Origin of the sequence: Pseudomonas sp. MB-090624, from assembly GCF_003205245.1 — a bacterium.
In the GTDB taxonomy this organism is placed as follows: domain Bacteria; phylum Pseudomonadota; class Gammaproteobacteria; order Pseudomonadales; family Pseudomonadaceae; genus Aquipseudomonas; species Aquipseudomonas juntendi.
In genome coordinates this window covers 92,945-111,267 of record NZ_QJRK01000002.1, presented here as the reverse complement: position 1 = coordinate 111,267, position 18,323 = coordinate 92,945, and the positions used below count along the sequence as shown (strand labels likewise).

Here is an 18,323-nt window from a genome sequence, read left to right as displayed (position 1 = left end):
AGGTGCTCCTTAAACCGGGTAGTAGCCGAAACGGCTCAGCGGCAAGCGACGAATGCGCTGGCCCGTTGCGGCGAACAGGGCGTTGACCAGGGCTGGACCGATCAACGCAGTACCGGCCTCGCCGACGCCACCCGGCGCCTCCAAGCTAGGCAGCAGGTGCACCTCCACCGCCGGCGCTTCGCTGATGCGCAGCTGCCGGTAGTTGTGGAAGTTGGTCTGCTGCACCTGGCCGTTTTCGATGAGGATTTCGTTGAATAGCGAGGCGGACAGGCCGAACAGCGTGCCGCCCTCGATCTGCGCCTTAACCGAGGTCGGGTTAGTCGCAAAGCCGCAATCCACCACACTGACCAGCCGCTTGATGCGTATGCCCAAGTTGCCCTGCATCTCCAGTTCAACCAAGGTCGCCACATAGCTGCCGAACACCGCACTGACCGCCACACCACGCCCCAGCCCTGCGGGCAACGAATTATTCCAATCAGTCTTTTCGGCCAGCAAACGCAGCACCGCCTGGGCACGTAGCTGCTCCGCCATCAGTTCCAGGCGGTAGGCAACCGGGTCGGCCTTGGCGTTGTGCGCCAGCTCATCAATAAAACACTCCAGGGCATAGGTGCCGCGCCACCAGGACACGGGCACAACGCTCGGCTCCTGGCGGATATAACGAACCTGCAAATGCGCCAGGCTGTAGATGGGGTCTACCGCCACTTCCACGGCATCACTATCCACGCCATTGGGCGGCAAGCTGCCGACATAACGGGCAAGAATCGAGGCGCCGGCGATGCGGTGCTCCCAACCCAGCGGCCGTCCCTGCTCGTCGAGAGCGGCCTGCATACGGTCGGCATACAGCGGCCGGTAGAGGTCGTGGGTCATGTCCTCCTCACGGCTCCAGATCAGCTTGATCGGGTAATCGACCTGGCGTGCGATGGCCACCGCTTGGGTGATGAAATCAAACTCCAGACGCCGGCCGAATGCGCCACCGATCAATTGGTTGTGCACCTGGATTTTTTCCACGGGCAACCCGGTGACTTGGGCGGCCGTCTGCTGGGCAAACACCGGCACTTGGGTGCCGACCCACAGCTCGCAGGCATCTTTGCGCACATGGGCCACACAACTCATGGGTTCAAGCGGCGAATGGGACAACAGCGCCTGCTCGTAAACCGCTTCGAACTGGCTGGCCGATTGCTGCTTGGCTTGCTCAATGTCGCCGCTGCGCTTGGCGACCACGCCATCACGGCTACTGGCGGCGAGCAGCTCCTGGTCCAACTGCGCTGAACCAATCGCGGCATGTGGGCCGAGGTCCCACTCGATCTTCAGCGCCCTGATGGCCTGCTGACAGCCCCAGAAGTTGCTCGCGGTGACGGCCACGGCATTGTCCAGGCGCACGATGTCGCGCACCCCAGGCACTCGTCGCGCCTGACTGTCATCAACGTTGAGCAGCCGCCCGCCATACACCGGACAGGTGATACTGGAGGCCACCAGCATGCCGGGGATTTGCAGGTCGATGGTAAAGTGCGCCTTGCCGTTGACCTTCGCAGGCGTATCCAGACGCTGCGCGGGGGTGCCCAGCAACTTGAACTGCTCGGGGGTTTTCAGCGGCACTGCGTCGGGCAATGGCAGCGTCGCAGCCGCCTCGACCAAGTCGCCATAGGCCGCCTGCAGGCCATTGGGGCCAAACACCTGGCCGTTCTGCGCATGGCACAGGCTCGGCGCGACGCGCCATTGCAGAGCAGCCGCCTGGATCAACAGGATGCGCGCCGTAGCGCCCGCCCGACGCAGCGGCTCCCAGGTAACACGAGTAGAAGTCGAACCACCGATGGCCTGAAACTGCATCAGGCTGTCGGTATACAGCGCCGAGTTCGGTGGCGCTTCCTGGATCACCACCTGATCCAGGGGCACTTCCAGCTCCTCTGCGACCATCATGGCAATACCGGTTTGCGCACCCTGGCCCATTTCAATTTTCGGCGAGATCACCGTGACCACGCCATCGGGGCCAACGCGGACAAAGGCACCGTAATCCTCCGCGGAGTGATCACCAAGCCGACCTGCCGCAGCCGCCTCGGCGGCTGCGCTTTTGGCCACCAGCGGCGGTAGCCAGGTACTCAACACCAAGCCACCGAGGGCGATACCGCTGCCCTGCAAGGGCGGCGGCGAGACATATCAACAGTCGTTTCGTTACGCTACGAATGGCTTTGCCATTGTCTTTGCGAAAGTCGGCAATGGTTTTGAAGTCCGGAGCCAAACGCCCCGTTAGCCACATCAACTCGACGTTGCGCTCGGCCTCACGTTCAAGCCGGCGGCTGGACTGAATCCGATTGAGATAGCCTTAGATATAGATCTTCAGCAACACCGATGGGTGATAAGCCGGACGACCAGTTGCGGCAGGATCGACGCCCTCAAAACCAAGGGCGCCCAGGTCGAGTTCATCGACAAAAACATCGACCACGCGCACTGGATTTTCTTCGGCTACGTAATCGTCCAAGCACTCAGGCAGCAAGGTGATTTGCGTCCGAGCCTCACCTTCAATGAATCGCTTCATGGTCGCCCCCGCTACGATCTCGACGATCAGAAGGTTAGACAATCACTGGCGTTTTCACACAGCCTGGGCCATTAGCGGACGTTGATTCTCCTGTAATTAGAGAGGCCCACGTTGCCCAAACGCCTCACGTGCGAACTCCAAGAAGCTGCGCAGCTTTGGGGTCATTCTTTGGTCAGGGGCGTAAAGCATATGCATTGGGGTGGTCGGCACCGGGTACTGCGGTAGCAGACGCACCAACGTCCCATCACGCAACGCATCGCTAACCAGTTCTATCGGCTGTAGAACTACCCCCAAACCCGCTACAGCTGCTACCAGCAGTGGATCACCCTGATTAATCATCAATTTGCTTGTAATTGGAACATCGATACGCCCCTCTTGGCTGTCGAAGCTCCAGTGCGAACGACCATCAGAATAGGTAAAACCCAGACACTCCTGCTGCTGTAGATCCCATGGATTCGTGATGGGAGGGCGACGTGCAAGGTAGGACGGCGCAGCGCACAAAACCATTTGATAGGGCTCCAGCGGCATCGCCTTCAACCCACTGTTCACCAGCTCGCCGATGCGAAAGACCACGTCGTAACCATGATCGACGATATCGACCAGCTCGTTCGATAGAGTCAGGTCAATAGACACCTGTGGATATCGAACCATGTATTCCAGCAGGCGTGGCGAAAGCGCGCGAATTCCGAACGTGACCGGTGCGTTGATACGAAGGCGACCGATTGGTGTGCCACGAGCAAGGGCAGCCAGGCTCTCGGCGGACTGCATGTCTGCAAGGATTAGTTTCGCGCGCTGGTAGAACGTCCTGCCGAAGTCAGTAAGGCTTTGCCTGCGAGTTGTCCGTAGCAGTAGGGAGACACCGAGATGTTGCTCGAGCATTTTTACCTGTTTCCCTACCAACTGAGGGGACAGGTTCAGATCGTCCGCAGCGGCGCTGAATGAAGCCAGCTCAACCGTTTTGACGAACGTAGCCATCTGCGTTAGACGATCCATTATAAACACCATGTTTCTAGTAATGAGCCATCGTAGGCCTTTATCCCCTCCTTATCAATGTCTAAATTCTCGTCACCCTTCGAGTGGCCGGAGAACATTCCGGATTTACATCGAGGCCCATTAATAAACGAGGTATCCAACATGGCACGCATTGTCAGAATCCACGAATACGGTGATGCCAGCGTTCTGAAGCTGGAAGATTTGGAGGTTTCGGCACCGGCACCAAACGAGGTGCAGATTGGCGTTAAAGCTATTGGCTTGAACCGGGCCGAAGTGATGTTTCGCAATCACGCCTACCTACAGGATGCCGAGTTCCCCAGCCGCTTAGGCTACGAGGCCGCAGGCATCGTGGTTTCAGTTGGTAGCGACGTAACGGAGATCAAGATTGGTGACGAGGTCGCTGTAATCCCGCCTTTGGATATCGCTCGATGGGGCACTTACGGCGAGCTGGCCAATGTACCGGCTCACCTGGTGGTAAAGAGTCCTGAAAACTTATCCTTCGAAGAGGCTGCTGCGTCTTGGATGCAGTACGTTACCGCTTGGGGTGCATTGATCGAACAAGCAAAGCTGCGGCAGGACGACTTTGTCATCGTCACCGCTGCATCAAGCAGTGTTGGCCTGGCCGCCTTGCAACTTGCTCGTATGGTCGGAGCCACATCGATTGCGATCACTCGCACCAGCGCGAAGAAGCAAGCCCTACTTGATGCTGGCGCTGCGCACGTCATCGTCAGTGATGAAGAGGACATCGTCGAGCGTGTTATGGCGACAACTGCCGGTCAAGGCGCCCGTGTTGTGTTCGATCCTGTAGGCGGGCCGTCCTTTGAACCCCTCACGCAGAGCATGGCGCGAGGCGGAATCTTGCTGGAATACGGCGCGCTTAGCTCTGAGCCGACGCCATTCCCACTGTTTACCGTGCTGGGCAAAAGCTTGACCTTGAAGGGCTATATCTATGCAGAAATTGTGGCCGACCTTGAAGCCTTGGAAAGAGCGAAGGCTTTTATTCTGCATGGGCTGAAATCTCGTGCGTTGCGCCCGATCATCGCCAAGACATTCGCGCTTAGCGACATTCAGAATGCCCACCGCTTCCTTGAAGCCAATCAACAAATCGGCAAAATCGTGGTAACTGTCTGACCGGCATTTAAGGGGCTGAGAGCGTAATTCTCGGCCCCGCTTCACCGCACTGCTCCCGACTCGTCAGCAGCTACCACACCGCGTTAGGGAAACTCCGAACAAGTTACTCATCATCCGAAAATGGACGGCTTGGGAACGACGAAAAGCCCGATTTCAGACGCTGATTATTGGATAATCAAGGCAACGCCTTGGTTATCTGCCCTCACGGGCGCACCTCTCCCGCACCAGACAATAATTGGCGGCGTGCCATCCACAGAGTCGACAGGGCAAGCAGCGTGGTCAATTGCGCCGTGTTCTTGGCCAAGCCACGGAAGCGGGTCTTCATATAACCGAACTGGCGCTTGATCACACGAAATGGATGCTCGACCTTTGCTCGCACCTGCGCTTTGACCTTCTCGATCTTGCGTCTGGCTTTGTAGAGCACGCTGCGTTTGCTCAAGTGCTTGTAGGTGCTACGACGAGCCGCAATCTGCCAGATCACCGGCCGCCCCTCATGCTCCGGCCGTTTCTCGACGCCGGTATAACCCGCATCGGCACAGACAACGTTTTCATCGCCATGCAACAGGTCGGCGACCTCTGTTACATCAGCCACATTCGCCGCTGTGCCGTGGACGTGGTGCACCAGGCCCGACTCAGCATCGGCACCGATATGCGCCTTCATGCCGAAGAAATACTGATTACCCTTCTTCGTCTGGTGCATTTCAGGATCGCGTTTACCTTCCTTATTCTTGGTCGAACAGGGAGCGTGGATGATGGTGGCATCGACGATGGTGCCCTGGCGCAACGACAGCCCCTTGTCGCGCAGGTAATTGTTGATGGTTTCCAGAATCCCCGAGGCCAGTTCGTGCTTCTCCAGCAGGTGCCGGAAATTCATGATTGTCGTGTCTTCGGGGATCGGAGCACTGAGCGTCAGGCGAGCAAACTGGCGCATCGAAGTGATCTCATAAAGCGCCTCTTCCATGGCTGGGTCGCTCAACGAGAACCAGTTCTGCAGCAGATGAATACGTCGCATGGTTTCCAGTGGATACGGCTTGCGACCACCGCCAGCCTTTGGGTAGTGCGGCTCGATCAATGCCACCAAACCGCTCCACGGTACCACCTGCTCCATCTCGGCCAGGAAACGCTCGCGACGGGTTTGCTTGCGCTTACCGGCGTACTCGAAATCGGAAAAGCTCATCTGACTCATGGGATGGAGGGCTTGTAGAGGGTAGTTGGACGGAGGGTGAAGCCGACGCCAATCTTGAGTACCGCGATGTCGTGCGCAGGACTGGCGCCAACGAGCGCAGCCTGATAATCGCGACCGTCGGCCAGTTTGACCGTGGCAGACGATGCCCCCTGGATCACGTGGAAGTTGGTCACCACGTGGCCGGCATCGTCCCGGATGAAGCCGGAGCCGGTGCCGCGCGGCACGGAAAAGACATTGCGCGACCAGACGTCACGCACTAGTTGTGCCGTGGTGATGTAAACCACCGACCCGCGCGATTTTTCGAACAGCTCGATGGTGGTTTTTTCGTCGGCGGCCAGGTCGCCGCGCGGCGTCACCGTGCGCTCCTGCGTTTCGTGGGGACTGAACCAGGCTTCGATGGCGGGCAGGAACTGCCACAGCAGCATGAGTGCGGCGATGCAGCCAGTGATGACGAGCCAGCGCCGGCTGAAGCGGTCCGGCGCCGGGCGGCTGTAGGGGTCGGGGTAGGTCACGTCATTCTCCATGTTGAAATCAGCGCCAAAGGCCGCCGGTGCGCCAGCGTGGCGGACGTGGTGATACGGTCACCTCGGGGACGAAACGGGCCGATGGAAACGGCGGCATCGCGGGCGGCGGAGCAAGTTCCAGCAAGCGCTCAATGCGTTCAGCCGTCGCCGGATGCGTGCGCAACCAGGAGGGTTCCGGATTGCCCCATCCGGGCAGCAGCCAGGCGCGCCAGGAGCGGCTCACCCGCTCGATCTTGGCGAGCGCCGAGGCCAGCCCGTGCGGGTCGCCGGTCAATTCGGCAGCGAGCCGGTCGGCGTCGAATTCGCGCACCCTGGACAAGCCCAACTGAGCCAGCAAGGCTAGCTGTGGCGCGACCGCCAGTAGAAGCAACGCGGGCCAATTGACTTCCGTGACTCCAAGCAATAGCGCTGGCAAGCTGAGCACGATCGCAAGCTGCCCCAACAAGGCTAGAAGATGGGTGAGCCGGCTGATGGAATCGGCCAAGCCCATGACACGCAAATCCTCGTTCGCAATATGCGCGATTTCGTGGCCGAGCACGCCGGTCAACTCGCGGGGCGTGAGGCTACGCAGCAGGCCGTCGGTCAGCGCGATGGCCGCGTGATGCTTCGAACCGGTGGCGAAGGCGTTGACGACCCCGCTGGGCACGTAGTGCGGTACCGGCACGGCAGGCAGCCCGGCCCGCGCCGCCAGTTCCGCGCAACACAGCCCAAAGATCGGGCGCTTCATCCGGGTGCAGGGGGCGTGCGCCATACAGCCGCAAGGTCAGCCCGGAGGCGGCCGCCGGTTCGAGCAGCAGGGTGAACCCCGCGGCCGCAAGCGCCAGCCAAAGCCCGCCGTCACCCAACAGCAGGCTGCCAGCGACGGCGGCAATCCCGAGCAGGGTCAGCACCAACAGCGCGGTTTGCAGGCGATTGAGCCAGCGATGCCGCGCGCCGACATTCTGCGCGTGGCGCAGATCACGACTGATCATCTGAGCTTTCCCCGGCTGTCCGGTCATCGCGCTCGCGCAGCAGCCAGTAAGTCGCCCCGAGGGCCAGTGTCGCGCCTGCGAGCGCCGCGACCTTGGCGGGGCCGGTCTCCGGGTCGAGGATCACGAATTTACGCGCCAGGGCCATCAGCCCGATCAGGATCACCGTCTTGACCTGGATGATGCTGTCGCGCCGCAAGGCCACCCGCACGATGGAATGCTTGAACTCCATGGCGATGAGCAGCGTCATGATCATGCCGAACACGGTCTGGAAGACCTTGTGATCGAGCGGATTGAACGCATCAATGATCAGCAGGCTGAAGACGATCGAGATCAGCTGCAGCAGCGAGACCACGATAATCACGGCAATGATTGCGGACAGCGCGAGCGCGATCACCTGTTCGAAGCGCTCGTAGAACGTCATCACTGCCCATTGGGCGCGAAATGTTTTGATCGGGTCTGCTTGCTTTTCCTTCATCGCCACTCCTCTCAATTCTGAAATACTTGTGCACCCACAACTTGGTTGCGCCCTTGTCTTTTTGCCTGGTAGAGCGCGCTGTCCGCCTGCTGCATCACCTGCTCGACAGAGTGCAAACGGGGGTCAAGGAGAGCCTCCCCCCATGCTGGCGCTATAGCTGATCGACACCTCTCCACACACCACCGCTGTCGCCGCAGTGTCCTGACGAAATCGCTCCGCCCATACTTGGGCGTCTTCTATCGATGCCGCTTCCAACAACACAGCGAATTCCTCCCCCCCAATCCGGGCAGCCATGTCGGTTGCGCGAACATGTTCCCTCAACCGTGAAGCAAAGTGCTTGAGCACCTCATCGCTGCATCCGTGTCCATAGGTGTCATTGATACGCTTGAAGTGATCGATGTCGCAGAGCACAAGTGCTGCTTGTATCTCGGTGCTGCGTTTGAGGCGCTCCCATTCCAGCTGTAATCGTTCGTTAAAAGCCCGCCGGTTCGACAAGCCGGTCAAGGGGTCGGTGATCGCCATACGCAGCAACTGCTGCTCCATTTCCTTGCGAGAAGAGATGTCGAGCAGAGTGCCGACTATCAGTTGCCTGCCCGCGCCACCCAGCCAACGGCCGCGATCCAGCACCCAAATCCAAACGCCAGATCGATGACGAACGCGGTACTCGCACTCCAATCGCTCCGACGGGTTTTCTTGGTAAGCGCGCACCTTTGCCAGAGCGACCGGCAAATCCTCCGGGTGAGTACGCGCTTGCCATGCGGCATGGGTGGCGCCAACCTCCTCGTCGGAGGTCAAGCCGAACATCGCCAGACTGCGGGCAGAAAGCCTGAAGCTGTCGGTAGCGATATCCCACTCCCAGAATCCCAGCCCTGCGCCCTCCAGGGCGATGGCGATCCGTTCCTTGTCATCGATTTGCGCTTGTTGGCGATGCTTCAGCTCGTCACGCCTCTGGCGATTGGTACGAACAAAACGCCATAGCGCAACCGCCATGCCAATATTGGCAAGTAGCGACACCATCAGTCAAATGGTCGGCCCGTTCATGGTCTATCCCCACCTGACTCACTGAGTGTCTGCCGTAATTCCTCGATCCGGTGGTCGACTTGGTCGGCGTTGATGCCCAACATCAACAGTACCTGCTCGGCCAGTCCCAGTCCCGCAGCCAGGTACAACGGGTACAGTCTGACATTGGGCAGATTACGCAAAAGCTGGGCATCCGTTACGCGCTCAGTGGCCACCACCACGGACAAGCTCAGGCGGCGGTCGAGAACCGCCTGAGCGATACGCAGGGCCGTCTGCGGACGGGCAAACGTCAGCACCACCAGGCGGGCATGGGCCAATCCGGCGGCGGCCAGGGTGTCGAGCCGACTGGCATCGCCATACGACACCGGCGCCCCCATCGCACGCCCCGCTTCGACCCGTTGGCGGTCCGATTCCAGCAGCAAATGCGGTATGCCTGCCAGGCGCAGCGTTCGGCTCAGCAGCAGCCCGACGTCATCCGCCCCACAGATGATCACATGGTCGCGTAACGACCGCGCCCGCTCGGCGACTTCGCCTTCTTCGGCCTGCGGTGGCTGACCGAGTGCGCCCGAGCGGCTGAAAGCCCGCGCCCATCGGTCATGGTGTCGGATCAGGAGCGGTGCCAACCCCATGCTCAACACCAGCGCCACCAGCATCGGTTGCACCATGGTGGCGGCGATCAGGTGCTGCTGCATGACCATGCCCAGGAGCAGCAGCGCAAACTCGCCGCCATGACCCAGCACGATGCCTGCGCGCCAGGCGTCGAGCGCCGACAGGCGGGTTGCGCGCAGCGCCAGAAAGTTCAGCCCCATCTTGAGAGGCACCAAGGCCAACAGCCAACCCAGTACCGCCAGCGGTGCGGCCACGATCTGCGCGGTGTCCAGCTGCAGGCCAATGGTCACGAAGAACAGGCCCGACAGCACATCACGAAAGGGCTTGAGGTGGCTTTCCATGTGGTGCCGGAAGTCGCTCTCGCCCAGGACCATGCCGGCGAGAAAGGCCCCCAGGGCGGCGGATACGCCGACGGCGTGTGCAGCAGCGGCTGCCGCCACGACCACGCACAAGGAGACCAGCACGAAGGATTCTTCGTGGCCCTGCCGCGCCACCCAGCCCAGCAGGCCATGCAACAGACGACGCGAGGCAACCGCCGCTGCCGCGAACAACACCAGCACGCCCAACACTTCGAGCAGCACGCTCTCGATCTTCGGCGAGTCGCCGCGCGCCCAGATCGCCAGCAGGGCCAGCAGGGGCACGCTGGCCAGGTCCTGAAAGACCAGCACGGCGATGGCACTGCGGCCGTGGCGGGTGGTGAGCTCGCCTTGGTCGGCCAGCTGTCGGCTGACCAGCGCCGTGGACGACATGGCCGCTGCGGCGCCGAGCAGTGCAGCGCTCTGAGCTGGCTGACCCAACCCGATCAGCACCAGGGTCAGTGGCGCGGCCACGACGACCATCTGCAAGCTGCCGGACGCCAGTACGGTCTTGCGAGTGAGCCAGAAGTGCCCCAGCGAGAATTCCAGTCCGACCATGAACAGCAGCAGGGCCACACCCAGTTCGGATATGAAAGTCAACGCCTCTCCCGGCGCGATCACACCGCTGACCGAGGGGCCCAGCAAGGCGCCGACGGCGAGGTAACCCAGCAAGGCGGGTACTCTGAACGCCGCCGTCGCCACCACCGCGAGGCTGCACGCCGCCAGCAGGATCAGGGTAGTGCCGAGCAAATCCTGCATCGGTCAGCGTCCCACCTGTGCAGAGGCCCAGCGCACGATGTCCTGCGAGCCCATGGCGCCTGCCTGGCGGGCGATCTCACGTCCGCCCTGGAACAGGGCGAGCGTCGGAATGCTGCGGATACCGAACTGCGCGGCCAGGTGGGGCTCAGCCTCGGTGTTCACCTTTGCCAGCCTGATCCCGGGTTCGAGCTGGCGCGCGGCTTGTTGAAACTGCGGCGCCATCATCTTGCACGGCCCGCACCAGGGCGCCCAGAAATCGACCAGCAGCGGCAGATCGCTGCGCTCCACGTGGCGCGAGAACGTCGCCGTCGTCAACTCGATGGGCTCGCCGGTGAACAAGGGCTGCTGGCAGCGGCCGCAGTTGGGACGATCCGCGAGCTTGGCGGCCGGCACGCTGTTGATGGACTGGCAATGTGGGCAGACGATGTGGAGTTCATTTTTCATGGTTCGCTTCCTTGGACTGCGGTGAGGTTGCCTCGCTTCGGATCACCGACATCGCCGACCAATTTACGCCTTTGATCCAATCGTTCCCGTCTTCGCTCACGCCGGCATCTTCCACGTGAGCCGCAATGAAGGCTTCGGCTTGAATGAGCCCCGCTCTGACAGCATCTATCTTATTAGGCATCCGCAGGATTTCAGCAGCGCAGCCTGCATCCAGCCCATCCACCCGGATAAGCAGAAAAATGCGGCGCCACAAGTGCGGCATACCCTTCATCAGGTCGAATGCAAATGCGAATTCGCTCGATCTGTCACCAATTTCCTCCTGTTCGGCGATTGCTGCTGGGTCGGGAAGCCGACTATCAGCCATGACGTCGGCCAGGCTGAGTGCGTCATCAGGCTGATAAAACTCGTAGAACTCTTCCTCTACCATGGCCTCCGCCATGTCCTGCGCATCCGCTTCGACCGGCGCATCCAGCGAAACGGCCTCGCCATATTGCCGGCTGTTTGCCACTTCGCGATCAATGACGGCAAAAAGATGTTTCAAAAGATCGAGGTAAGCGGCATTTTCTTCTGGAACGGATGTCCATACCGATTCAGCCAGAGCAATCGCTTCGTCCACCACGTCGTGCAGCGTCGGATAATCGCGAGGCAAATCACCGGCGGCATGCAGATAAGCCAACTCGCGTTGCGCAACGGCCTCAACCTTCGGCAGCAGCGTCTCGATTATCCCGCGTGCTTGCTGGACGACAGAGGCAGGTTGAGTGTCGATCCGCGCCTTGAGCTCGCGCAAGCGTTCACGACGCGCCTTACGCTTGATTTGATCCTGAGCGCTCAGCCGATCAAAGTGCTTCTTGGCCTGCCGGAACAACGCCTGCGCTAGCATGTGCGCGAGAGGCGTCAGATCGTTATGCGATGCAGTGACGCTGACGATTTTTTTGCCCGGCAAGTGCATGTGGCCACTGGCCGTTAAGCGAGATCCTTTTTTCGCGCGTTCGAGGACGATTTGAAGACGTACCGAATCTTCGGAGCGCTTTTCGATCAGCGGCTTGAGAGCGGGTTCAACCGCTTTTTCTACAGACATTCGCCAAGGTTCATGAAATTCTTTTTCGACGAGTCGATAGCTATATTGTATACGCATGCTCAAGCCCTTTAGGGTTGTCCGCCCAGGTGAGTGGACCCGGGTGATTGGATATGTTGATTTTCAAAGATGATCTTACGGTTTGGTTTTTCACGCCCTTACCGCTGACGCGCTTTGCGCAAACGCCAACTAAGAAGCAAAAGAGTCATACCGAAGATCGCAGCATGGAAACCCAATACCCAGCCCGCGGCCAGAAATGATTCGATCGGGCGGGTAAAAAACATCCATAGGATGATCGCACCGAGGAGCACGGAAAGCAGCCCGCTGAGGGCAAGCCAGATCTCGCCCTTGATTTCCCGGCGCAGACGAACGGCGGCGGATATCTCCAGCATACCGGTGAAAATTGCCCAGAATGCCACGCTTACCCACAAGAAATAGGCCAACGCCAAAGTGGCAGCCAGAGGGGCAACTACCACAACGACACCGGTGAGTATGCCGACGATGCCGCTGAACAACAGCCAGCCCCAGCGCTGCTTTTGCCGCATTTGCCGCACCGCTGCAACCAGGTTGAACGCACCATTGACCAAAGAAAATGCGCCGAACACTATCGTCATGGCGAACAAAGCCGAGTGTGGCATCCAGAATGCGAGGACTGCAAAAATCAACGCGAATATGCCGCGCAGCGCAAACAACCACCAATTTTGGGTCAGTGAACACACGGCATCGGCAGGGTTATCCGCATTCGAATCGGCGATGGTATTTGCATTCATGCGATATCTCCTTGATGGATCATGAGATCAGGAAAATCAAGCCTTCATGGCGAAGAGAGGGGCTATTCGCCCCTCTCTTGCGGTTTTAGAACAGCTTTGACAGTCTCGCCTTGATTTCATCGAGCCAGCCTTTTCCGCTCCCGCCTCCGGCCGTCTTTTCCTTGACTTTCTTGAGTTCAGAGTACAGGGGCTCAAAGTCCTTCTTTTTGCCATAGCCCAGCAGTTCTGCCATTTCCAACTGCTGCCGGGCTTCGTTTAACAAGTCCTGCAGGCGTTCACCGGACGCCTCGCTGCGCTGGCCATCTTCTGTCAAGGTCTCGGCGCGCTTGACGAGCAGTTTGGCGCGCAGGATGGGCAGCGGGATGACGCTGAGTGTCTCGACGAGCGTGCCGAGCGCCAACTGCAGCGCGGCCTTGGCCTCTTCGATCTTGCCCTGATCGATCAGCGGCACGACGGATTTCACGGCTGCCGGGTAAGTCGCCAGAGGGATGTTGGTGACCGCAATCACGATTTCGCTGGCCAGCAATGCCAACACGCGACGAGCGCGTTGCACCTCGCCATGTTTGAGGGCATCCAGCGCCTCGTCAGTCATCGCCTCAACGGTTTCCGTGTTGGCGAACAAGTCGTGCACGATGGTGCGCACATCAACGGGGGCCAGGGCGAGCGTGGGTTCGCGTGCAACGATCAGCTCCAGCTTTCCCGTCACTTCGGCCAGCGTTGCCAGTGCTCGCGCGGATTCTTTTTCGTCCAGGGCCGCCAGCGCTGATTTGGTCAGCGCCAAGGCCGAGACGGCCTCATCGAGGACTTGTTTACGTTTGTCTGCCGCTTGCGAGTCCGTTTCCTTCTGAACCTCAGGCTGTACCTCCGTGACGACTTCAGGCTTGGGCTCTGGTCTGGCAGGAAGGCTGCTTACCGCGGCCTGTTCGTTCGTGCCTTCGTTGATCGCGTTGGGATTCGATGTTTGCTCATTCATGGTGATATGCCTCGTATGAGATAGTGAAAATAGGGGAATCTATTGGGGCCGACTGCGAATATCGCGAGACTGACCGATGGAGCAGTCGGCCCCTTCATCACCTCAAAACAGCTTTTGGATGCGCGTCTTCAACTCGTCGAACCATCCATTGCCGCTTTTGCCACCAGCCGACTTTTGCTCAATGGACTTCACCTGATCGAAGATGGGTTTGAAGTCCTCCTTCTTGCCATAACCCAGGATTTGCGCCAGCTCGATCTCCGTGCGCACGGACGACAGCAAGGTGCTGAGCTCCTCGTTCTGCTTGGCATCGCGCTTGTCAGTCTCGGCCAGCTTTTCAGCTTTTGCTATCGCGGCCTCGGCCCGTAGCACGGGCAGAGGGAGTACAACTTGGATGACCACCAGCGTGTTCAGTGCTCGGGCGAGCTCTGCTTTGGCTTCGTCGATCTTGCCGCTGTCGACGAGCCGTGCAGCCGACTTGATCGCTGCCGGGTACGTTGCCATGGGCAGGTTGTCGGTTTCGATCACGATTTCGCTGGCCAGATTGGCAACGATGGGCCGGGCCTTTTGCACCTCGCCATCACCCAACAACTCCCGAGACAACTTGACCGCTTTCTTTACCGATTCCACGTTGGCGTGGATATCATGGGTGATGACGCGTACATCGACCGGCGCCAAAGCAAGTTTGGCGTCGCGTGCCAATACCAGTTCCAGCTTTCCGGTGGCCAGTTCCAGCGCAGCGAGCGCCTCCTTGGTCTTATTTGCATCAAGGAGGGTCAAAGCCTCCTGGGTCTTGGTGAGCGCCGTGATGGCGTCCTGAGTGAGCTCGGAACGCTTTTTTTCGGCTTCCTGGGCGGCCTTGTCGTCTACTTGTGGCTGCGCCGCCTTGGGTGCGACAGAGGGCGCTGCAGCGCTTGGACTTGCCGCCGATTGGGCCAAAACCGGTCCACTCAGTCCGATGCAGACCGCCAGGGCAAGTGCGGAACGGATGTATTGGGGCTGTTTGATATTCATGATGTTGGACTCCAATTGAAGTTAATTGACTGAAATTTCAATCTGCTTCGGCTTGGCTTGCTCGGCCTTGACAAGCCGCACTTCCAGCACGCCGTCTTTCATCGAAGCCGTCACCTTGGTCGGATCAACGTTGTCAGGTAAGACAAAGCTGCGCACAAAGCGGCCATACGCACGTTCGATGCGGTGGAATTTCTTGCCCTGCTCCTCTTTTTCCAGTTTGCGCTCGCCGCTGATGGTGAGTACGCCGTTTTCCGCGCTGACGCGCACGGCATCCTTGGGGACCTCCGGCAGATCCAGCTTGAGGAGGAATGCGTTCTCATCCTCGCTGATGTCCACCATTGGTGCCCAGTCCGCCGTGGTCATGGCTTCGTTGCCGGTACGGGCGCCCTGTCGCTGGGGGGGCCGTCCCAACATCGTCGCCAGGCGGTTTTGCAATTCATCCAGTTCCCGGAAGGGGTCCCACGGAGTCAATGCAGACATATCGGTTCTCCTTGAACAATGCCGGCGAATTGGATGACGCACCGAACAGAGCCGCCGGCGCACTCTGAATAGCGCCTGCTACTTTTCGTTTCCATCAAGAACAAGTCCTTGGGTCAATTGAAGGATCACGACAGCCTCCCCATGACTCAAGATTCGCCGCCCGCTGACTTTTTCTTGCGCGCAGGCTTGCTCGCGTCGCTCGGCGGCGTCTCGGCCACGTTCGCGGCATCGGGCTTCTCAGGCTCGGCCGGCTTTGCGGGTGGCTCCTGGCGCTCGAAGACCACCCGTTCGGCCTTGTCGTCCCAGCGTGCGCTGGCGTGATCGCCCTTGCCGATTCCGCCGCCGAGCATCTCGCGTGCCAGCGCGGTTTCCAGCTCGCTGCGGATCAGGCGCTTGAGTTCACGCGCACCGAACTCGGGCTTGTAGCCTTCCTCCGCGAAGTGGTCGATCAAGGTCTGATCGAAGGTCAGCGTCACGCCCTGGCTGGCGGCGTTGCGGGCCACACGATCGAGCTGCAGGCCGACGATATGGCGGATCTCCTCCTTGCCCAGCGCATGGAAGACGATGATCTCGTCGATGCGGTTGATGAACTCGGGGCGGAAGTGTCCGCGCAGCACGTCCATCACCTCGGACTTGGTCTTCTCGTATTCCTCGCCGGCGGCGCTACGGGCCTTCAGCCGACGCTGGATGATGTCCGAGCCCAAGTTCGAGGTGGCGATGATGATGGTATTGGTGAAATCCACCACCCGGCCCTTGCCGTCGGTGAGCCGCCCGTCGTCGAACACCTGCAGCAGGATGTTGTAGACGTCGGGGTGAGCCTTCTCGATCTCGTCCAGCAGCAACACGCTGTAGGGCTTGCGACGCACCTTCTCGGTGAGCTGGCCGCCCTCGTCATAGCCCACATAACCCGGAGGCGCGCCCACCAGGCGTGCCACGGTATGGCGTTCCCCGTACTCGGACATGTCGATGCGCAGCAGCGCACCTTCATCGCCATAGATGGACTCGGCCAGCGCCTTGGCGAGCTCGGTCTTGCCCACGCCGGTCGGCCCGAGGAACAGAAAAGTCGCCACCGGCTTGCCGCCTTCGCGCAGCCCCGCGCGCGACAACCGCACGGCATCGGCCACCGCGCGCACCGCTTCGTCCTGGCCCACCAGGCGCTCGTGCAGCCGCTGTTCCAGATGCAACAGCTTCTCGCGTTCTTCCACCGTCAGCTCGTTGACCGGAATGCCGGTCAGGCGCGAGACGATCTGCGCGACATGCTCGGCCTTGACTTCGGCGCTGCCCGAGGCGCGCTCGCGCTCCCAATCTTCGATGAGCTTCTTGAGTTCGGCCTCTTTTGCCTCGATGCGCTTGCCCAGCTCGGCGGCCTTGTCGTACTGCTTGCGCGAGGCCATGTAGTCCTGCTCACGCCGCAACTGGTGCAGTTCGGACTCCAGCTCTTGTACGGCCACTGGGCGAGCCGTGGCCGACAGCTTCACGCGTGCGGCCGCCTGGTCAAGCAGGTCGATGGCCTTGTCAGGCAAAAAGCGCGCGGTGATGTAGCGGTCCGACAACTCGGCGGCGGCGATGATCGCATCCTCGGTGATGCTGACCTTGTGGTGCGCCTCGAAGGTGTCGCGCAGGCCGCGCAGGATCATCATGGTCTGCGCTACCGTCGGCTCGGGCACCATCACCGGCTGGAAACGACGCTCCAGCGCGGCGTCCTTCTCGATGTACTTCTGATACTCGTTGAGCGTGGTGGCGCCGATCAGGTTCAGCTCGCCGCGCGCCATCATCGGCTTGAACACGTTGGCCACGTCCAGCCCGCCTTCGCCGCCACCCTGGCCGGCACCGACGATGGTGTGCACTTCATCGATGAAGAGAATCATCTCGCCCTGGTGCTCGGTCACTTCCTTGAGCACCTTCTGCACGCGCTCCTCGAACTCGCCGCGATACTTGGCGCCGGCCACCATGGCGTTGATGTTGAGTTCCACCAGACGCTTGTCGCGCAGCGTCTCGGGCACTTCGCCGGCGACCATCCGCTGCGCCAGTCCTTCGACAATGGCGGTCTTGCCGACGCCGGGCTCACCGATCAACACCGGGTTGTTTTTCTTGCGCCGGGCCAGCACCTCGATGGTGGTCTCGATCTCCTGCGCACGGCCGATGACCGGATCGAGCTTGCCCTCGCGCGCCATCTTGGTGAGGTCGCGCGAATACTTGTCGAGTTCTGGCGTGTTGGTCGGCGTCTCGGCGCGGCCATCCTCGGCGCCTTTGCCGACCACCTTGCTGACCTGTTGGCGCAGCGCCTGCGGCGTCAGGCCGTAGCGGCGTAGCAGGTTGGCGGCCAGCCCTTCGCCTTCCTCGGTCAGACCGATCAGGAAATGCTCCGGACCGACATAGGAATGGCCGAGTTCATTGGAGGCCACGAAGGCGCGGCTGAGCGCATCCTTCACGCGCGGCGACACGCCGATCTCGCCCTCGAACGGCTTGTCCCCGCGCTTGGCCTCGGACTCGATCTGCCGCTTGAGGTCATCGACCTTGATTTTGAACTGACCCAGGATGGTCTTGACCACGTCGCTGTCGGCCAGCGCCAGCAGCAGATGTTCGGTATCCACCTCGGAGCGGCCAAATTCGGCAGCGTGTTTGGCGGCCTCTTGCAGCAGGGCTTCCGACTGTTCGCTGATGCGGCTGGCCAGCCCACTGCCGCGCCGGCGCGGTGCACCCGAACCTGCGGCGGCGGGTTCGCCAAACACGGCATCGACCACGTCATCGGTATCGGCGGCAAAGGGCGTCGCGTCGTCGCCGATGCGGAAGAAGTCACTGCCGAGGAAGTCCTCGAACAGGCCGCTGCGCGAGCCGAACAAGGCTTCCAGCGGCGAGACGGTGCGCTTTTGCTGGCGCACCAGTTGGCGGTAATGGTCGTCGCACAACAGCATGGTGCTGTGACGCCCGTTGAGATTGGCTTCCACCCGCACGGTGGCGGGTTGGCCGCAGACCTGGCATTGTTTTCTGGCCATGCTGATGCTCCTGAGAA

The 18,323-nt window shown here is 60.6% G+C and carries 14 protein-coding genes and 4 pseudogenes; 1 reads left to right on the top strand and 17 read right to left on the bottom strand.

What is annotated here, in order from left to right:
- Positions 1-9 precede the first annotated feature (9 nt).
- From DMX12_RS01730 to DMX12_RS01720, 3 genes and pseudogenes are all read right to left on the bottom strand, one after another.
- Positions 10-2,153 (bottom strand): annotated as a pseudogene (locus DMX12_RS01730) (molybdopterin cofactor-binding domain-containing protein).
- Positions 2,153-2,533 (bottom strand): annotated as a pseudogene (locus DMX12_RS01725) (transposase); the annotation flags it as partial. The pseudogenes DMX12_RS01725 and DMX12_RS01730, both read right to left, overlap by 1 nt.
- Positions 2,534-2,629: 96 nt before the next feature.
- Positions 2,630-3,526: a LysR family transcriptional regulator gene (locus DMX12_RS01720; protein WP_110675902.1), complete on the bottom strand. Its 897-nt coding sequence runs from the start codon at positions 3,524-3,526 to the stop codon at positions 2,630-2,632.
- 141 nt (positions 3,527-3,667) lie between these two features.
- On the opposite strand from DMX12_RS01720, the gene DMX12_RS01715 reads away from it, so the two are divergent.
- Positions 3,668-4,657, top strand: coding sequence for a zinc-dependent alcohol dehydrogenase family protein (locus DMX12_RS01715; protein WP_034113311.1), 990 nt, complete (start codon positions 3,668-3,670; stop codon positions 4,655-4,657).
- A gap of 202 nt (positions 4,658-4,859) precedes the next feature.
- Here the strand turns inward: DMX12_RS01715 and DMX12_RS01710 are convergent, their stop codons facing one another.
- The 14 genes and pseudogenes from DMX12_RS01710 to clpK form a co-directional block, all read right to left on the bottom strand.
- The gene (locus DMX12_RS01710) at positions 4,860-5,843 is read right to left on the bottom strand and encodes an IS5 family transposase (protein ID WP_110675900.1); all 984 of its coding nucleotides are present in this window, start codon (positions 5,841-5,843) and stop codon (positions 4,860-4,862) included.
- A 26-nt stretch (positions 5,844-5,869) separates the two neighbouring features.
- A pseudogene (locus tag DMX12_RS01705) lies at positions 5,870-6,355 on the bottom strand (S1C family serine protease); the annotation flags it as partial.
- Between the two features lie 19 nt (positions 6,356-6,374).
- Positions 6,375-7,338 (bottom strand): annotated as a pseudogene (locus tag DMX12_RS01700) (zinc metalloprotease HtpX).
- On the bottom strand, positions 7,325-7,813 hold the full coding sequence (locus DMX12_RS01695; protein ID WP_047290147.1) for a phosphate-starvation-inducible PsiE family protein: 489 nt from the start codon (positions 7,811-7,813) through the stop codon (positions 7,325-7,327). Before DMX12_RS01695 ends, DMX12_RS01700 begins: the two are co-directional and overlap by 14 nt.
- A gap of 11 nt (positions 7,814-7,824) precedes the next feature.
- Entirely contained in the window at positions 7,825-7,908 is an 84-nt protein-coding gene (locus tag DMX12_RS29370) for a hypothetical protein (protein WP_193759561.1), read from the bottom strand.
- 28 nt (positions 7,909-7,936) lie between these two features.
- Positions 7,937-8,830 (bottom strand): GGDEF domain-containing protein, encoded by an 894-nt coding sequence (locus DMX12_RS01685; protein ID WP_176464243.1) that lies wholly within the window; start codon positions 8,828-8,830, stop codon positions 7,937-7,939.
- A 20-nt stretch (positions 8,831-8,850) separates the two neighbouring features.
- Positions 8,851-10,557, bottom strand: coding sequence for a cation:proton antiporter (locus tag DMX12_RS01680; RefSeq protein WP_034113490.1), 1,707 nt, complete (start codon positions 10,555-10,557; stop codon positions 8,851-8,853).
- A 3-nt stretch (positions 10,558-10,560) separates the two neighbouring features.
- Entirely contained in the window at positions 10,561-11,001 is a 441-nt protein-coding gene (gene trx-GI / locus DMX12_RS01675) for a heat resistance system thioredoxin Trx-GI (protein WP_000787151.1), read from the bottom strand.
- Entirely contained in the window at positions 10,991-12,136 is a 1,146-nt protein-coding gene (locus DMX12_RS01670) for a hypothetical protein (RefSeq protein ID WP_029611654.1), read from the bottom strand. The genes trx-GI and DMX12_RS01670 overlap by 11 nt, the downstream gene beginning before the upstream one ends.
- Positions 12,137-12,234: 98 nt before the next feature.
- A complete protein-coding gene (locus DMX12_RS01665; RefSeq protein ID WP_000993372.1) occupies positions 12,235-12,846 on the bottom strand; it encodes an HdeD family acid-resistance protein in 612 nt (203 codons plus the stop codon).
- 85 nt (positions 12,847-12,931) lie between these two features.
- A complete protein-coding gene (locus DMX12_RS01660) occupies positions 12,932-13,819 on the bottom strand; it encodes a YfdX family protein (protein ID WP_016782891.1) in 888 nt (295 codons plus the stop codon).
- Between the two features lie 102 nt (positions 13,820-13,921).
- Positions 13,922-14,830, bottom strand: a complete 909-nt coding sequence (gene yfdX1 / locus DMX12_RS01655; RefSeq protein WP_016782890.1) for a heat resistance protein YfdX1 — start codon at positions 14,828-14,830, stop codon at positions 13,922-13,924.
- 21 nt (positions 14,831-14,851) lie between these two features.
- Positions 14,852-15,310, bottom strand: coding sequence for a small heat shock protein sHSP20-GI (gene hsp20-GI / locus DMX12_RS01650; protein ID WP_016782889.1), 459 nt, complete (start codon positions 15,308-15,310; stop codon positions 14,852-14,854).
- A 146-nt stretch (positions 15,311-15,456) separates the two neighbouring features.
- Complete coding sequence (clpK, locus tag DMX12_RS01645) at positions 15,457-18,306, bottom strand: heat shock survival AAA family ATPase ClpK (RefSeq protein WP_095668238.1); 2,850 nt, start codon at positions 18,304-18,306, stop codon at positions 15,457-15,459.
- Positions 18,307-18,323: the final 17 nt, after the last annotated feature.

Bases quoted from the DNA above. Each gene is read 5' to 3' on its own strand.
- DMX12_RS01720 (WP_110675902.1), bottom strand. From the start codon at position 3,526: ATGGATCGTCTAACGCAGATGGCTACGTTCGTCAAAACGGTTGAGCTG.
- DMX12_RS01715 (WP_034113311.1), top strand. From the start codon at position 3,668: ATGGCACGCATTGTCAGAATCCACGAATACGGTGATGCCAGCGTTCTG.
- DMX12_RS01710 (WP_110675900.1), bottom strand. From the start codon at position 5,843: ATGAGTCAGATGAGCTTTTCCGATTTCGAGTACGCCGGTAAGCGCAAG.
- DMX12_RS01695 (WP_047290147.1), bottom strand. From the start codon at position 7,813: ATGAAGGAAAAGCAAGCAGACCCGATCAAAACATTTCGCGCCCAATGG.
- DMX12_RS29370 (WP_193759561.1), bottom strand. From the start codon at position 7,908: ATGCAGCAGGCGGACAGCGCGCTCTACCAGGCAAAAAGACAAGGGCGC.
- DMX12_RS01685 (WP_176464243.1), bottom strand. From the start codon at position 8,830: ATGGTGTCGCTACTTGCCAATATTGGCATGGCGGTTGCGCTATGGCGT.
- DMX12_RS01680 (WP_034113490.1), bottom strand. From the start codon at position 10,557: ATGCAGGATTTGCTCGGCACTACCCTGATCCTGCTGGCGGCGTGCAGC.
- trx-GI (WP_000787151.1), bottom strand. From the start codon at position 11,001: ATGAAAAATGAACTCCACATCGTCTGCCCACATTGCCAGTCCATCAAC.
- DMX12_RS01670 (WP_029611654.1), bottom strand. From the start codon at position 12,136: ATGCGTATACAATATAGCTATCGACTCGTCGAAAAAGAATTTCATGAA.
- DMX12_RS01665 (WP_000993372.1), bottom strand. From the start codon at position 12,846: ATGAATGCAAATACCATCGCCGATTCGAATGCGGATAACCCTGCCGAT.
- DMX12_RS01660 (WP_016782891.1), bottom strand. From the start codon at position 13,819: ATGAATGAGCAAACATCGAATCCCAACGCGATCAACGAAGGCACGAAC.
- yfdX1 (WP_016782890.1), bottom strand. From the start codon at position 14,830: ATGAATATCAAACAGCCCCAATACATCCGTTCCGCACTTGCCCTGGCG.
- hsp20-GI (WP_016782889.1), bottom strand. From the start codon at position 15,310: ATGTCTGCATTGACTCCGTGGGACCCCTTCCGGGAACTGGATGAATTG.
- clpK (WP_095668238.1), bottom strand. From the start codon at position 18,306: ATGGCCAGAAAACAATGCCAGGTCTGCGGCCAACCCGCCACCGTGCGG.